Genomic DNA, 15,809 nt, shown 5'->3' on the forward strand with positions numbered 1-15,809 from the left:
ACATAGATATAAAAAACAATTAGGCAGGTAAATCATATGTTAATTCCAGTAAAAATAAAAGATTCTATAGAAATTGAAGATATTGAAATAAAAAATACAAACTTTAAATCCTTAAACCTAAGAGAAGAACATATAGAAGAATTTTTAAAAAAGAACATAGAAGTTATATTTGAAGATGAAACTTTACTTGTGGTTGGCAAGCAAGTTGTAAATAAAGAAAATGGAAGAAGTGATTTAACAGCAGTAGATGAAAATGGTAATCTTGTACTTATTGAAATTAAAAGAGATGTTGAAGGTATTATACAAAGGAAAGAGGCTTTTGAATTTCAAGCTATAAGGTATGCTACAAGTTACGCTAAAATCAAAACTACTGATGATTTAGTTGATAAAATATTTGAATCATACATTGAAAAATATAAAAATGAGTTTGAGCTTGGAGAGTTAACTGCTTATGAAAAAGCATCAAGAATTTTAAATGATTTTCTTAAAAAGAATAATGCAATAAAAACTTTTAATTCTAAACAAAGAATAATATTTATAGCATCATCTTTTGATAAGCAAACATTATCAGCAACAGCTTGACTTGGATTGTCAACGCTTTTTAATATAAATATTATTCGGTCACTTTTGCTAGACGATATTCTATTGGTGCCATATAATTAAGAGCACTAAGAATACGTCTATAGTTATACCACAATACGTAATTTTTCAACTCTCTTTTTAGTTCTTCTAAATTTTTAAAAATTCTATTAAATACGAATTCTGTTTTTATAATTTTGTATCCAGCTTCAGCAACTGCAGTATCGTATGGATAACCTTTTTTACTTAAGGAACGTTTTATTTCAAAAACTTTTAGAACTTCATCTATAACCTTATTTTTAAATTCATTACCCCTGTCAGTGTGGAATATTTCAACTTTTGTTAAATTTATATTAGTGCTCATAAATGCTTCATAAACTAATTCAGCATCCTTTTTAGGATCTGCTGAATAACCTACGATTTCTCTATTAAAGAGGTTAATTAATAAACATATATAATGCCATTTACCTGCAACATTAACATAAGTAAGATCACTTAACTTACTACTATTTCTAAAAAATAATCCTCTATGTGTTGAGTGTAAAAAACAAGGAAGGATAACAAATGCTACAGTAGTTGATCATATTATTCCTCATAGAGGAGATTATAAATTGTTTTGGGATGAGAGCAATTGGCAACCTCTTTGTAAGAGCTGTCATGATAAGAAGACAATGACAGAAGATAGGTATCAAGAATTTAAATATAATAAAAAATAATTTTAGGTTTAATTTATCCTAAAATTGTGTATAATATAACTATAGAGGAGGTGCTTTTTATGCAAGTAAATATTAATAATTTAGTATCCATATCAGAGGCTAATCAAAATTTTTCTAGAGTTGCAAGAATGGTAGATGAAAATGGTGCAGCTATTATATTAAAGAATAATGCACCAAGATATGTCTTAATAGACTATAGTAAATTTCAGCAAGATACTATTGCAGATGATGCTACAGTAGAAGAAGCTGCAAATAATATTTTAAATAAACATCTAAAAGCATTTGAGGAGTTGGCTAAATGAAACACCTAAGTAAGGAACAAATGATGTATCTACATTCTATGGCAGTTAAAAAGACCGGCGGATTAGATGGGATAAGAGATGAAGGATTGTTAGATTCAGCTTTAAATTCTCCATTTCAGTCATTTGCAGGTGAAGAACTATATCCATCTATACAAGCTAAAGCAGCAAGATTAGGATTTAGTATTATTAAGAACCATCCCTTCTTAGATGGAAACAAAAGAATAGGAATGCTAGCAATGATGGTGTTTTTAGAAATTAACGGAATTCAATTGGAATGTAGTGATGAAGATATTGTAGATATTGGATTGGGCATAGCATCAGGTAAGTATGAAGATGACTATATTATAGATTGGATTATTAGTTGTAGTAATAATAGTTAATAGAAATTGTTTAATAAAATTTTCATGGGGAGGGGGGGCAAACCTCTAAAGAGGACATGCCAAGGACCGCCGCCCCCTCTCCTGTGAATTTTCGCAGAATTAAACAAGGGGGATAGGCAAAAATCGCATAATATAAAGTTTAAATTAAGTAGCTACAAGCGTTGTGGGTGCTTTTTTTATTGCGTAAAAGTTTAATGAAAGGAGCAACTCATATGACAAGTGATGAAAAGGAAAAAATAAGAGAACTAAGATTAAAAGGTATGGGATATAAAAAAATTGCTAACTTTTTAAATCTAACTAGAGATAGTGTTAGAGGGTTTTGTAAGTGTAATGGGTTAGAAGGAAATTCATGTGTTGTTGCTCTAAATTTTGAAGAAAAAATGAAAAGAAATTTACTTTGCGCTTATTGTAATAAACCCTTAAAGCAAAATGGTAAAGGCAGAACTAGAAGATTTTGCTCTGATGAGTGTAGAAGAAAATGGTGGAATGAAAATCAAGATAAAAGAAATAGAAAAGAGACAGCATTTTATAAATATACCTGTGCTTACTGTGGAAAAGAATTTAGTGCTTATGGAAATAAAAATAGAAAATATTGTAGCCACAACTGCTACATTAGAGATAGATTTTGGAGGGATGAGGAAAATGGAATTTAAGAAATTAAAAATTTCAGATTTAGTTCCTGCTGCATATAATCCTAGAAAAAAGTTAAAACCAGGAGATAAAGAATTTGAGAAAATTAAAGGCAGCATAAATGAATTTGGATATGTTGAGCCTATTATTGTAAATTCTGATATGACAATTATAGGAGGGTATCAAAGGGTTTCAGTTTTAAAAACATTAGGTTATGAAGATATAGATTGCATTGTAATAGATATTGATAAAACCAAAGAAAAGGCATTAAATATTGCTCTTAATAAAATTACTGGTGAATGGAACAAAGAATTACTTGCTGATTTAATAAAGGATCTACAGGAAATTGATTACGATGTAGAGTTTACAGGTTTTGAGCCGCCAGAAATTGATGAACTTTTTAATGAACTTCATCCTAAAGGTGTGAAAGAGGATGGTTTTGATGAAGCACCACCAGAAGTTCCAATCATAAAGAATGGTGATGTTTGGTTACTTGGAAGACATCGCTTGATATGCGGTGATAGCACAAAATTTGAAACATATGAAAAACTTATGGAAGGAAAGAAAGCAAATTTAGTTGTAACAGACCCTCCGTACAATGTCTCCTATGAAGGAACAGCAGGAAAAATTCAAAATGATAACATGGGAGATAAAAAGTTTTATGAGTTTCTTTTAAATTCCTATAAAGGAATGTATGAAAGTCTTGCAGATGGTGGTTCTATTTATGTGTTTCATGCCGATAAAGAAACAGTTAATTTTAGAGTAGCTTTTAAAGATGCAGGATTCTTTTGTCACCAAACTTGTATATGGATAAAGAATTCTCCAGTACTAGGGCGTTGTGATTATCAATATAATCATGAGCCTATACTTGTAGGATGGAAACCTACTGCAGGACATAAATTTTACGGAGACAGAAAGCAAAGGACCACTTGGAATTTTGATAGACCTACAAAATCAAAATATCATCCAACAATGAAGCCAATAGCTTTAGTTGCTTACCCAATTACAAATTCAAGTTTAACAAATTCTATTGTTCTAGATCCTTTTGGAGGAAGTGGTTCAACTCTTATAGCTTGTGAGCAGACAGATAGAATTTGCTATACGATAGAACTTGATGAAAAGTATGCTGATGTTATTGTTAAGAGATATATAGGACAAGTAGATAGTGATGAGGCGGTATTTCTTATAAGAAATGGTGAAAAAATTTCTTATAAAGATATTAAAAAAAGCGAATAAAACCCTTGATATATGTGTGCTTTAGAGTGATATATGTATGTAACGAAAACACACATGGAGGTTAAAAAAATGAAAGCATTATTTGGAAGAAAGGTTTTAAATTTAAAGGAACTTAAATACCTTACAAAAGAAGCTAAAAAGGATGGCATGAAAGGAGAACTTTACGAAGTTACAAAAGAAGTTAAACTAAGTGATGAGGAATTTAAAAAATTTGCAAAGGACTTTTGCAGAGATCAACCTTGGATAACAAAAGAAGATGGGGGATGCAATTCAAAAGGAGAATTACGATGCATAAGAGTTAAAAATACAAAAACTAAGAAAAGCATTTTAGTAGATTCAGAAAGTTATGATTATCCAAGATACACAGCAATAGAAAAGTAGAATTTAAGCCATCTAAAGGGTGGTTTTTCTTATGCTGTAATTAATGATAAGGAAGATGACCAAATGGAATTATTGCTATTTAAGGGTGGTGGCAAGAATGTATGATGAAGGAATGCTATTTTCAGTAATATATTTACATTATGTGAAGTATATATAACATTTTTATTGATAAATAAATACAAATGTTATATAATTCTAACATAAGTTATAAATACATAACAAATATTAGAATTATATACTAGGGAGTGGTTACATGAAAAAGGTACTGACTTTAAGAGAAAAATCAATGTTGAATAATGGATTCTTTGGAGTGGTTTGGATTGGCATGGGGTTTATACAGGTTTTTAAAGCCAATAAAATTTTATTAATAATAGCAGCTATTATTTTATTAGTTGGTTCAGTTTCAATGTTTATCCCATATTTTATAAAATCAGAGCCGGAAGATGAAATGGCAGAGTATAATAAGAATAGAGCTAAATCAACAGTATATGGGTTTCTATCATTAGGAATTTCTATTTGTACATTAATAGCTATTTTTAAAGGTGAATGGGTAATTAATTTAAAAATAATATTACCGTTTGTATTAGGTGGAGTTAATTTTCTTGAATTCATTTTCTTTGTTGTTTATGAAAAGGTTGGTGCTTAGGGTGCAAAAGTTAAAGACTAAAATTCGTGAATTACGCAGAGAGTTTAATATGAAACAAGAAGAATTGGCAAAATTAGTAGGTGTAAGAAGGGAAACTATAGTACACTTAGAGAATGAACGATATAATCCCTCTTTAAAACTGGGTATGGATATTGCCAAAGTTTTTGGAAAATCAGTAGAAGAAGTGTTTGAATTTATAGAGGTTGATGAATAAAATTAAATACCAAATGTTTTACTAAAAAGGTACCTTTTAATAAAGGTGCTTTTTTAGCATTACTTAAGAAATAAAGCCGATGAGAAAAATTATAAAGTTGATTATAGTTAATGTTAGTTATTAAAATGGGGGTTATAACAATGTACAATGAAGCAAAGGCACAACATGCTGTTGATGCAATATTTGATTTTTGCTGCTGGGTATGATACATTTGCATATCGTCAGCCTGAATGGGCAAAAAACATTCAAATATTTGAACTGGATCATCCTTTTACTGGAGTCGACAAGCAAAAGCGCATTGAAACAGTAATGACAGAAAAAACTTCTAATATACACTATATATCTATTGATTTTACAGAAGAAACTTGGGAAAGAAATCTAATTGAATGTTCCCAATTTGAGAAAAACAAAATAAGTTTTTGTAGTTTACTTGGGGTGAATTACTATTTGACTAAGCAAAATTTTGCACATGCAATCAATACTATTTCAAATATTGTGCCAAAAGGCAGTAGTATTGTTTTTGATTATAATGATGATAAGGCTTATACAGAAAAAGCGGGAGAACGGGCTAAAAAACAAGCAACGATGGCTGGTGCCGCAAATGAAAAAATGCTTGGAAGTTATTCTTATATGGAATTGGAGAAACTGCTAGATGAAAGCAATTTTATGATTTATGAACATTTGACCCCCAATGAAATAACAGACCAGTATTTCAAAAAATATAATAAGGCAAATCCAAACCATCAGATGACAGCCTTTGATAATGTAAATTATTGTTTGGCAGTTAAAAAATAAGATAACTCAGAAACTACTGTTATTGATAGTAAGTATGTTAATTTTAAAGGTGAAAAACTTACATTTAATAAATGGGGACAAAAGGTTACCGTATGGTCTAGTATTAGAATTTATGATTGGGTTTTAATAAAAGGTAACGATAAAACTTTGCATGAAATGAGGCAATAGAGAATTCTATCACTTTTTATTGAAGGCTTGTCTACACACGTGGAAGCGATAGTGAAACTTGAAAGATATTAAAAGTGAGTAATATCAATGAATTTAAGCCCTTGAGTGAAATTGAAGCCTCAAGGGCTTTTATAAAATTGTGCATTGAGATACAATCGTTTTTAATACAAATAAGCTACACTATATCTAAGAGTTCGGAAATATCATGTATGGTATATTTAGCATAGGCACATTCAACACTTTTGTTATGTTGATAGAAACAGGAATCAATTCCGGCATTAACTGCTCCCTGCACATCAGAAGTAGGACTATCTCCTACCATGATTATGGAACTATCAGGAACTCCACATATGTTTTTGATACAGAAGTCAAAGAAATAAGGGGAAGGCTTTTCATATTTTATTTTGTCAGAGATAAAATGCCCATCAAATAAGTGAATTATTCCAGCATTTGACAGGCGCTTGATTTGCGTTGAATATACACCGTTAGATGCTGAATAAATTTTTTTCCCCATTATCTTCAGTTCTGTTAAGGTGTATTCTGCATTGTGAATGAGCGAAGAAGAATTATCAAGGTAAAATCTGTACCTTTTTTCTATATTCCTACCATCAACTTGAATATCATAAAGCTTAAAAAACTCACTGAAACGCGTATTCAATACAACTTCTTTTGAAAGTTTTCCTTGTTCGAGGCGATTCCATAAAGATCTGTTTATTTTTTTGTATTGCTGCAATAACTCATCTGTATAGTTTAGCCCTGTTGATTCAATGATTTTTCTGAAACTGTCTTTTTCAGCAACATCAAAATCCAAAATAGTATTATCTAAGTCCATCAAAATAATATCATACATAATCTATAACCCCTTCTATAAATGTTTTTTATGAAAATAGTATGAGAAACCCATTAACCTAGAGAGTACGAAAAAGCTAATGATAGTTCCTTCTCTTATATATAGGCTATGGCTGGTTATTAAAGTAAGTATCAATGTGCTAATCGCAAAGAAAATATCAAACCTCATTCGAATTGTCGTCAGCTTACATTCAAGCTTTTGAAATAGCACAATGCATAAACTTTCAAGTGGTAATTGAATTATTTCCATAGCTAGAATTGAACCTAAACTAAGGGAAGCTAAACTAAGCCCAAGCACAAATATCAATACTCTTAAAAAATAGGACTGAATTATTAAATGGCTCAAAATAAAGTAAATAAATAGGTTGACAATATAACCATTTGCTGTGGTTGCTACTATTTGAATAATATCTCGACGGTTAATGTGAGATCGTCTAATAATAAGATAAATTATAAAGAATAACATGTTTAAAGAGCTAATCACAGTTCCAATCTCTAAATTAAATAGTTCTGCCAAAATCAAAGAGAATGCATTAAACATACTTTGGCCAATCCCAGCCTTGATTTGCAGAGAAATACCTAAGCTAAGCAACAGAAACGCCGATATTGAATATAATACTTTTTTCGTATATTGTGGAATCATTTTTCACCTCTGATTGTTTGATATTCTTATTGTTGTAATAATGTTATAATAAAGAAAGAAAATTAAATATGAGAAATATCATATATAGGAGAAAAATAAATGTTTTTTGATAATGAGATACCCTTGATAATATTTGAAAGTGGAACGAAAAGGACTTTCTTAAAAAATGATAATATTTATAAAATAAACGGTAGCGCAACACATTGCTATTTTATTCTATCGGGGACTGCTAAAATTTATATTGATCATAAAAATGGGCGACGTTCAATCCTCGACTTTGTAGGGAGGAATGACTGGGTAGGTGAGATCTCTTTATTCTGCTACGAGTCTGACATAAAAGAAAATAGAGTTCTTCAAGATGTGGAATGTTTGGAATTTGATATGAATGAGTTACGAAAATTATGCAAAGAAAATGGAAAAGTTTCTTTTTATTTTGCATCGTATATCTCCAATAAATTATTAACGAGAAGTTATCGAATGAGCGAGAGCTTGAATTATTCTTTGGATAGAAGACTTGCTGCGTTTATTCTTCAATATCAACAGAATGGTATATATAGTATTCCTCATACAGATGTTTCTGAATATATGAATGTTAGTTATCGTCATGTGCTATACGTCATTAAGCAATTCTGTGAGTTGGGAATATTAAAAAAAGAAAAGGGAAAAGAATATATTATTTCTGACATAGAAAAATTGAAGGAATTGCAGGAAAAATAAAGGGGTTAATCCGTAAAGAAATAAATGTTCAAGATATAGGTTTACCAATGTATTTATATTTATAAAGTTAACAAATTTGTTTTCGGCAATATGTGTTTCCTTATAATGCATGTGGAAACTGTAGTGAGGCTTAAAAGGAAACATAGCTAGAAGCCTTGATATAACTGGGATTATGGAATAGTAAAAATAGTATATGTTTTTTGATGCTAGGTTAGAAAACAGGGAGAAAATATTTAATATAGTTATTAGAGCTCTTGAGGTATTTATTTACACTCAGGAGCTTTTGTCTTAAAATTATGATAGTAAAATTAATAAAAGGGATGATAGTTGGATGAATAAGAATTTTATAATTGAACAATGTAGAAGATTTGATATTATACATAGAGAAGAAAGTGAAGAAATAAAACAAGAGAATGATTCAAACTGCAAATGGATACTTGTTCATAATGAAGGACATAAAGAATTGATTGATAAATTTGAAAAACTCCTTAAAGATACAGATGTCAATGATAAAAAAGTTGCTAGAAAGTGGTTAAAGAAGAATATTACAAAGTCTAATAAGATTATTAAAAATTTAGATGAAAAATATAATAAATTTGCTAATGATGAAATTATGAATGATGAGGATGAAAGAATTTATAATTTCAATGATGGCATTTGTTGTATTGCGTATACATTACTTAACATTATTGATAGGAGAAGATATATAAGCAAAATAAAATAATTATTAAAAGGACTTTGTGAAAATTATAATATAAGAAAACAATATATTCGGAGGAATTTGCTATGAAAAATATAAATGAACAAAACGATTTGTATAAACAATTTTTAAAATATTCATATTATGACTTGAAAGAATTATTTAAAAAGGTAAAGACTAAAGAAGAACAAGACTTTTATATTACTTTATCAGATTTAGTATTACAAAAAGAACAAGAGAACGTAATAGGAAAAGAATAAATACTGATGGAATGGTGTCAAGAATAGGTTCATGGAAAAATGCTAATTTATAAATTAAATGTGCAAGAGAAGCCATAAAACTTATTAGTTATTATATTAAAAATGATATATCCTTTAATCAAGAGACTACTCTTTCAGGCAAAAGTATTATTAGAAATAGTTAAAAAAGCAATAAAAATGGATTAGATATATTTGAACTGAATTCAATAGAAGAGCTAGAATAATATTTCTAGAATAAAATAACTTAATTAATGCAAAGATGGCTTATTATATTTATAGTAGGCTATTTTTTTACACAAAATTAGTTAGACAGGGAAGTGATAGAGTGATATACATATACGATAAGAAAACCACAAAAGGCAACTTTGAAACTAATGGACTTGGAGTTTTAGATGAAGTCATAAGCTGTTTTATTTCAAAGAAGATGAGGATGAAGTAACCTTAAGAGCTATGGCAAAAGAAAGTATAAAAACCATAGGGCTTAGTAAAGTAAATATTGAAGTGGATTTTATAGAACTTAGTAAAACTGAAGAATATGAAAAATACAAGTACTTACAAAAAGTTAATGTAGGAGATAGAGTTATTGTAAGATACAAAGATTTTGATATAGATATTAAAGTTCCAGTTATAAAAATAAAAAAAGATGTACTTAGAGGATTAAATGCAAAAGTAGAATTAGGTCAACCTAAAGATAATATTTTAGATCAAATGGATACTTTTGAATTAAAACAACTGTAGATGAGCTTGGAAACAAGGTAGCAGAAACACTAACATTTGTGCTTTATTATGCAAATCCAGTAGAGTTTATAGTTTGTACAAGCAAAATACAACCTGTATATTTGGGAATATCCGCAATAGCATCAACAAATCTTTCATTATATAGAAGAAAAGAAATATATGGAGAGAAGAAAAAAGAAATAGGAAAAATACTTAGGATGTTATGTGAATGGAAGGGCGTAGAAATAATAGAAGCAAATGCATGTAAAGATCATATATATATGCTTGTAAGTATACTACAAGAAGATATAGAATATGAACAAATAATCTTAAAAGAATATGTAGACCCGTTTACGAGGGCCATGACTTGTTTTATACCTCAGCTTGTATATTTCTGTCAAAAGAAATATAATAAAATTATGGAGGTGTTATGCGTGGATTATATAACGACAAAAGAAGCAGGGAAAAATTGGGGAATCACAGATAGAATGGTAGTGTACCATTGCTCTGCCGGACGGATTAAGGGAGCTAAAAAAATGGGAAATACATGGCTTGTTCCAGTTGACGCCGAAAGACCGGCTGACAGACGATACAGGAGCAGTAAAGTAAAGGATGGTGAAAATAGATGAAACGGATATTTTTGGTTGAGGACGATAAGGCAATTGCCAGAAACCTTATGCTTCTGCTCCGCTCGGAGGGATTTACAGTCACTCATGCCCCTACGCGGAGTGAAGCCTTTGCTGCGCTTGCTGGGAATAAATTTGACTTGGCGTTGATTGATATTTCTTTGCCTGACGGAAATGGCTTTACGGTTTGCACGGAAATCAAAGAAACGCAAGATGTTCCCGTTATCTTTCTGACGGCTTCTGGGGATGAGGCGAGTGTTGTTACCGGGCTGAACATGGGCGCGGACGACTATATCACCAAGCCTTTTCGTTCGCGTGAATTGATTGCACGAATTGGAACCGCCTTGCGAAAAAGCGGGCGTTCTAGGTCGGATTTTGAAATTCGCGGGCTTCATGTCGATACGGCAAGCGGCATTGTGAAAAAAAACGGCAACGAGGTTTTTCTTTCAGCATTAGAATACCGCTTGTTGCTGGTGTTTATTAGTAACCCAAAAAGTATTATCACAAGGGGTAGGCTACTTGACGAGTTGTGGGACGCAGCGGGCGAGTTTGTCAATGACAATACACTGACCGTGTACATCAAACGCTTGCGGGAGAAGATAGAGAACGACCCAGCAAGCCCGCAAATAATTCTGACCGTTCGTGGGACGGGGTATAGATTGGGGGGAGAGTATGCTTCGGAATAGAGAGTTTCGACAGTTTGTAATTTTGTTCTCATTAATGGCCGCCGCCGCTGTAATGTTGGGATTTGCAATCAATGCGGTGGCGGGAATCCTTTCCATTGCTTCTGTCGCCGCCTTTGGCACAGCGTTTTTCGTGTTTACCAAAGCCCGATACAAAAGCATTGCGCGGATTTCAGAGCAAATCGATCTTGTGCTTCATAATGCTGACCATCTGTATATTGATGAATCGGACGAGGGTGAACTTTCCATTCTGCACAGCGAGATAACAAAAATGATGCTGCGTATTCGGGAGCAAAACGATGCGCTGAAAAAAGAAAAAGAACATCTTGCCGATTCGCTGGCGGACATAGCCCACCAACTCCGAACTCCCCTCACATCCGCGAACCTCATTCTGTCATTGTTAGCGAATAACCCTGATGAAAACGAGCGAAAAGCATTTGTGCGGGAAACAGAGGAATTGCTTGTGCGGATGGATTGGCTGATTACTTCCCTATTGAAATTATCACGCTTGGACGCGGGCATTGTGGTGTTCCAAAGTGAGCAGATAAATGTAAACAACTTGATATGTGCCGCACTTCGCCCGTTCCTAATCCCAATGGAACTGCACGATATTGATTTGCAAATAGATGCACCCAAAGGGATGATTATTCAGGGAGATTCAGGTTGGCTTTCGGAAGCAATTCAAAACATTCTCAAAAATTGCGTGGAGAGCGCAGGCGAGAACGGGAAGATTGAGATTGTCTGCACGGACAATCCACTGTTTACCGAGATTGCTATCCACGACAGCGGCACGGGCTTTGAAAAAGAAGATTTACCCTGCCTGTTTGACAGGTTTTATCGTGGGAAAAACCCAAACGCTACAGGATACGGGATTGGATTGGCTCTCTGCAAGATGATTATAACACGGCAGGGAGGAATGGTTACCACAAAAAATCACCCGCAGGGCGGTGCGATATTTGCCATTCGTTTCCCAAAGTGACGAATCTCTCACCTGAAAGTCACAGAGATGTAAGTTCAAGGTTCTATTATATAGGTAAAACATGAGAAAGGAGACTCACATAATGGAGTTTTTAAGAATTGAAAATTTATGCAAGGTCTACGGCAAGGGCGAAAACCAAGTTACCGCGCTTGACCATGTTTCGCTTACAATCGAAAAGGGGGAGTTTACCGCAATCATCGGCTCCTCTGGCTCCGGCAAATCCACATTGCTTCACATCATCGCCGGCGTGGACGTGCCGACAAGCGGAAAGGTGTATTTGGACGGGCAGGATGTATATGCCCAAAGCAATGAAAAACTGGCTATTTTCCGCAGGCGACAGGTTGGGCTGATTTACCAGTTCCACAACCTCATTCCCACTCTGAATGTAGTGGAAAACATCACCTTGCCTATATTGATGGACAAGCGGAAGGTCAACGAGGAACGGCTGAATGACTTGTTAGACCTGCTTGGGTTAAAAGATCGAAAAATGCATTTACCCAATCAGCTTTCAGGCGGTCAGCAACAGCGCGTTTCCATAGGACGTGCTTTGATGAATGCCCCAGCGGTCATGCTTGCTGACGAACCCACGGGTAGTTTGGACAGCCGAAATGGACATGAAATTATCAATCTGCTGAAATTAAGCAATCAAAAATATCAGCAGACCCTTATCGTCGTCACGCATGACGAAAATATCGCCCTGCAAGCAGACCGCATTATCGGCATATCAGACGGTAAAGTAGTGCGAGACGAGAGGGTGAGACCATGAACATTTTTAACAAAATTACCCTGCAAGGCATGAAAAAAAGTCGCACACGAACAATTGTAACGGTTATCGGAGTTATCCTGTCCGCCGCCATGATTACGGCAGTCGCTACTTTTGGCACTTCCCTGTTAAATTTTCTGGTAAACGGTTCTATTGTGAAATACGGCGATTGGCATGTTGAGTTTTTGGATGTTGATTCCTCTTTTGTGCAGGAGCGAACCCATGACAATGGAGTTGCAAACACCGTAGTATTTGAAAATATCGGCTATGCAACGCTTGACGGCGGGAAAAGCCCCGAAAAGCCCTATCTTTTCCTCGCTGGATTCAGCGAGGAAGCCTTTGATACCTTGCCCATAAGCCTGATTTCCGGCAGGCTGCCTGAAAATAGCGAGGAGATTCTTGTCCCGGCCCACGTCGCGGCAAAGGGCGGCGTTAGATTCACGGTGGGCGACACGCTTTCACTTGCTGTTGGAAGGCGCATTGATGGAAACAAGAATCTCGGTCAACACGACCCTTATCTGTCCGGGGGAGAATCGGGAGATGACAAAGAAGTTCTTGTGCCAAAAGCAGAGAGAACCTACACGGTTGTGGGTATCTGCGAAAGACCCGGTTTTGAGGAACATTCCGCACCGGGATACACTTTGATAACGAAAGCAGATACAGCAGACCAAGCGGAAAGCTTCAGCATATTTGTCACGCTTAAAAATCCGCGCGGAGTCCAGGCTTACGCAAGCAGCACAGCCGGAGCAAGGGCTTATATCTTTAATGATTATGTGCTTCGCTTCATGGGCGCTTCAGACAATAAACTGTTCAACGCGCTTCTGTACGCAGTTGGTGGTATTTTGGTTGCCATAATAATGGTAGGCTCGATTTTTCTGATTTATAACTCTTTCAACATCTCGCTAAACGAACGCACACGCCAGTTCGGTATTCTCTCGTCGGTAGGGGCTACGGCAGGGCAACTAAGAAATTCGGTGCTGTTTGAGGGACTTTGCATTGGCGCAATTGGCATACCGATTGGCGTTATGGTCGGCATAGGTAGTATCGGGTTTGTAATTCCTATTGTTGCTAGGAATTTCGGGAACATTCTCTATAGCACCGTGCCTCTAACCTTGTCGGTATCTGTCCACGCCATTGTCGCGGCGGTGGCAGTCAGTTTGGTTACCATTTTGATTTCAGCCTATATCCCGGCTAGGAAAGCCGCAAACACTCCCGTTATGGAGAGTATTCGCCAGACCAACGAGGTTAAAACCGAATCGAAAGTCGTGAAAACGTCAAAACTCGTGCAGCGTATTTATGGTTTGGAGGGAGCTCTTGCGCTAAAGAATTTTAAGAGAAACAAAAAACGCTATCGCAGCATTGTACTATCCCTTGTTTTAAGCGTAGTGCTGTTTGTATCGGGAAGTGCTTTTGGAACAACTCTGAAACGGCTTTCAGAACGGTTGATAATGGACTTTGACTATGACATCTTTCTTACCACTCAGGACATAGACGATAGCGAAATGTTCCCGCTTTACGACAAACTAAAAACCGCAGATGGGGTTTACGAAAGCTCGTACCAAGCGGTTTTCGCGTATTCATGCGCGGTTAAGGCAAGCGATTTTTCAGATCGTTACCGGGAATACGTGGGTTATTCTGCGCCGGATCAAACGGTTTATCTGCCAATGGACATCCAGTTTATTGAGGACAGCGAGTATCTGCGTTTTATCAAAGAATTGAGTTTGCCCGCAGAAGAATATACTGGGCAGGGTGCGAAAATGATTGCCGTTGCCAAAAAGCGGGTTGACAAGAAAGACGGGCCAAGCGAGTTGTTTGATATGTTCGCGAGTCGTTCCACGACTTTCAGTGTTGCTCCCGAAACAAATGACAAGCCAATGATGGAACAGGGGCAAAGCATAAACATTACGTTTGTTGATACGTACCCGGTGGATCCGCCCCCAAGGCAATCTTCCAAGCAGAGGTCATACGTTTTTATGGTGGTGGCCCCCTATTCGCTCAAAGAGAAGTTTGAAACCCCGGATACCCATGCGGATATGGGGCTGGCCTTTCTTTCAAAGAATCCTTCGCAATCGGTGGCTGACATGGAAGCGATGATTCAAGACGCGGGAATTATGTCTGCGTATACCCTGTACAATGTGTACGCGATAGTTGAACAATACCGCAGTCTAACATTTGTTATTGATGTGTTCACCTATGTTTTTGTCATCATGATTTCGCTGATTGCGGTTGCCAATGTGTTCAACACGATTTCCACGAATATCAGGTTGCGCAGGCGGGAGCTTGCTATGCTCCGATCGGTGGGGATGTCCGATCGCGATTTCAATAAGATGATGAATTTCGAATGTGTCTTTTATGGCATGAGGACGTTGCTATTCGGGCTTCCAATAGCGGCAATCATCTCGTGGCTGATTTACAAAGGATTGGTGGCCGTAGAAAGGATGGACAACTTCGATTTTGTGTTCCCGTGGGGCAGTATGATAATCAGCGTGTTCAGCGTGCTCTTTATCGTGTTCATTACAATGCTGTATGCCATTAGCAAGATAAAAAAAGAAAATATCATTGACGCACTTCGGGATGATATGACTTGATTCAAAACCTATATTGACTTGATAGAAAATCAAAAAAACATCTAGTTCAAGTGATTGCCAATTGTTCCGAAAGACGCTTTAGACCTTGAAAATACAGAATCCATCCTATACAAGTAATGTAAATTACAAAGGAGTGCGACCCTGCGGTAATAAAAAAACCGCAGTTGTGGCAGATGATGTTTTGCGGGCCAAATGTGGCCATGCGGCGGTTTTGAAATAACAATCAAAGCCGCCGTT

Annotated in this window: 19 protein-coding genes and 4 pseudogenes; 20 read left to right on the forward strand and 3 right to left on the reverse strand. The window is 35.3% G+C overall.

The window, feature by feature from the left end:
* The first annotated feature begins 36 nt into the window (after window positions 1-36).
* Window positions 37-582 carry a PDDEXK family nuclease gene (locus tag B5D21_RS00265; RefSeq protein WP_011100105.1) on the forward strand — a complete coding sequence of 182 codons (546 nt, stop codon included), beginning with the start codon at window positions 37-39 and terminating at the stop codon, window positions 580-582.
* A 31-nt stretch (window positions 583-613) separates the two neighbouring features.
* On the opposite strand, the pseudogene B5D21_RS00270 reads toward B5D21_RS00265, so the two are convergent.
* Window positions 614-1,078 (reverse strand): annotated as a pseudogene (locus B5D21_RS00270) (transposase); the annotation flags it as partial.
* Between the two features lie 7 nt (window positions 1,079-1,085).
* Between B5D21_RS00270 and B5D21_RS00275 the strand changes: the two are divergent.
* The 9 genes and pseudogenes from B5D21_RS00275 to B5D21_RS00315 all read left to right on the forward strand — a co-directional run.
* Window positions 1,086-1,295, forward strand: a pseudogene (locus tag B5D21_RS00275) (HNH endonuclease); the annotation flags it as partial.
* A gap of 59 nt (window positions 1,296-1,354) precedes the next feature.
* Window positions 1,355-1,597 carry a type II toxin-antitoxin system Phd/YefM family antitoxin gene (locus tag B5D21_RS00280; protein WP_035109252.1) on the forward strand — a complete coding sequence of 81 codons (243 nt, stop codon included), beginning with the start codon at window positions 1,355-1,357 and terminating at the stop codon, window positions 1,595-1,597.
* Entirely contained in the window at window positions 1,594-1,977 is a 384-nt protein-coding gene (locus B5D21_RS00285; protein WP_011100103.1) for a type II toxin-antitoxin system death-on-curing family toxin, read from the forward strand. Before B5D21_RS00280 ends, B5D21_RS00285 begins: the two co-directional genes overlap by 4 nt.
* A gap of 212 nt (window positions 1,978-2,189) precedes the next feature.
* Window positions 2,190-2,630: a hypothetical protein gene (locus B5D21_RS00290; protein ID WP_035109255.1), complete on the forward strand. Its 441-nt coding sequence runs from the start codon at window positions 2,190-2,192 to the stop codon at window positions 2,628-2,630.
* A complete protein-coding gene (locus B5D21_RS00295) occupies window positions 2,620-3,843 on the forward strand; it encodes a site-specific DNA-methyltransferase (RefSeq protein WP_035109258.1) in 1,224 nt (407 codons plus the stop codon). Before B5D21_RS00290 ends, B5D21_RS00295 begins: the two co-directional genes overlap by 11 nt.
* Window positions 3,844-3,912: 69 nt before the next feature.
* Window positions 3,913-4,224, forward strand: a complete 312-nt coding sequence (locus B5D21_RS00300) for a DUF6329 domain-containing protein (protein WP_035109259.1) — start codon at window positions 3,913-3,915, stop codon at window positions 4,222-4,224.
* Between the two features lie 253 nt (window positions 4,225-4,477).
* Window positions 4,478-4,870: a hypothetical protein gene (locus B5D21_RS00305; RefSeq protein ID WP_011100099.1), complete on the forward strand. Its 393-nt coding sequence runs from the start codon at window positions 4,478-4,480 to the stop codon at window positions 4,868-4,870.
* Between the two features lies 1 nt (window position 4,871).
* A complete protein-coding gene (locus B5D21_RS00310) occupies window positions 4,872-5,084 on the forward strand; it encodes a helix-turn-helix transcriptional regulator (RefSeq protein ID WP_035109261.1) in 213 nt (70 codons plus the stop codon).
* Window positions 5,085-5,231: 147 nt separating this feature from the next.
* A complete protein-coding gene (locus tag B5D21_RS00315) occupies window positions 5,232-5,879 on the forward strand; it encodes a class I SAM-dependent methyltransferase (RefSeq protein ID WP_011100098.1) in 648 nt (215 codons plus the stop codon).
* A gap of 343 nt (window positions 5,880-6,222) precedes the next feature.
* On the opposite strand, the gene B5D21_RS00320 is transcribed toward B5D21_RS00315, so the two are convergent.
* Window positions 6,223-6,897 carry a YjjG family noncanonical pyrimidine nucleotidase gene (locus B5D21_RS00320; RefSeq protein ID WP_011100097.1) on the reverse strand — a complete coding sequence of 225 codons (675 nt, stop codon included), beginning with the start codon at window positions 6,895-6,897 and terminating at the stop codon, window positions 6,223-6,225.
* A 15-nt stretch (window positions 6,898-6,912) separates the two neighbouring features.
* Window positions 6,913-7,539: a DUF6198 family protein gene (locus B5D21_RS14515; RefSeq protein WP_011100096.1), complete on the reverse strand. Its 627-nt coding sequence runs from the start codon at window positions 7,537-7,539 to the stop codon at window positions 6,913-6,915.
* A 99-nt stretch (window positions 7,540-7,638) separates the two neighbouring features.
* Between B5D21_RS14515 and B5D21_RS00330 the strand changes: the two genes are divergently transcribed.
* From B5D21_RS00330 to B5D21_RS00370, 10 genes and pseudogenes are all read left to right on the forward strand, one after another.
* Window positions 7,639-8,256 carry a cyclic nucleotide-binding domain-containing protein gene (locus tag B5D21_RS00330; protein ID WP_011100095.1) on the forward strand — a complete coding sequence of 206 codons (618 nt, stop codon included), beginning with the start codon at window positions 7,639-7,641 and terminating at the stop codon, window positions 8,254-8,256.
* Window positions 8,257-8,587: 331 nt separating this feature from the next.
* Window positions 8,588-8,980, forward strand: coding sequence for a hypothetical protein (locus B5D21_RS00335; RefSeq protein ID WP_011100094.1), 393 nt, complete (start codon window positions 8,588-8,590; stop codon window positions 8,978-8,980).
* A 62-nt stretch (window positions 8,981-9,042) separates the two neighbouring features.
* Window positions 9,043-9,216, forward strand: coding sequence for a hypothetical protein (locus B5D21_RS13860; RefSeq protein ID WP_128993693.1), 174 nt, complete (start codon window positions 9,043-9,045; stop codon window positions 9,214-9,216).
* Window positions 9,165-9,374: pseudogene (locus B5D21_RS14215) on the forward strand (ATPase); the annotation flags it as partial. The gene B5D21_RS13860 and the pseudogene B5D21_RS14215, both read left to right, overlap by 52 nt.
* A gap of 292 nt (window positions 9,375-9,666) precedes the next feature.
* Complete coding sequence (locus B5D21_RS14220) at window positions 9,667-9,954, forward strand: phage tail spike protein (RefSeq protein ID WP_035109264.1); 288 nt, start codon at window positions 9,667-9,669, stop codon at window positions 9,952-9,954.
* A 140-nt stretch (window positions 9,955-10,094) separates the two neighbouring features.
* Window positions 10,095-10,229: pseudogene (locus B5D21_RS14120) on the forward strand (transposase); the annotation flags it as partial.
* Between the two features lie 329 nt (window positions 10,230-10,558).
* Window positions 10,559-11,245, forward strand: coding sequence for a response regulator transcription factor (locus tag B5D21_RS00355; RefSeq protein WP_011100092.1), 687 nt, complete (start codon window positions 10,559-10,561; stop codon window positions 11,243-11,245).
* The gene (locus B5D21_RS00360) at window positions 11,232-12,221 is read left to right on the forward strand and encodes a sensor histidine kinase (RefSeq protein ID WP_035109267.1); all 990 of its coding nucleotides are present in this window, start codon (window positions 11,232-11,234) and stop codon (window positions 12,219-12,221) included. Before B5D21_RS00355 ends, B5D21_RS00360 begins: the two co-directional genes overlap by 14 nt.
* Before the next feature lie 82 nt (window positions 12,222-12,303).
* Complete coding sequence (locus B5D21_RS00365) at window positions 12,304-12,987, forward strand: ABC transporter ATP-binding protein (protein WP_035109270.1); 684 nt, start codon at window positions 12,304-12,306, stop codon at window positions 12,985-12,987.
* On the forward strand, window positions 12,984-15,572 hold the full coding sequence (locus B5D21_RS00370; protein ID WP_011100089.1) for an ABC transporter permease: 2,589 nt from the start codon (window positions 12,984-12,986) through the stop codon (window positions 15,570-15,572). The genes B5D21_RS00365 and B5D21_RS00370 overlap by 4 nt, the downstream gene beginning before the upstream one ends.
* The last annotated feature ends 237 nt before the right edge of the window (window positions 15,573-15,809 follow it).

Origin of the sequence: Clostridium tetani (assembly GCF_900167265.1) — a bacterium.
Taxonomy (GTDB): Bacteria; Bacillota; Clostridia; order Clostridiales; family Clostridiaceae; genus Clostridium_G; species Clostridium_G tetani.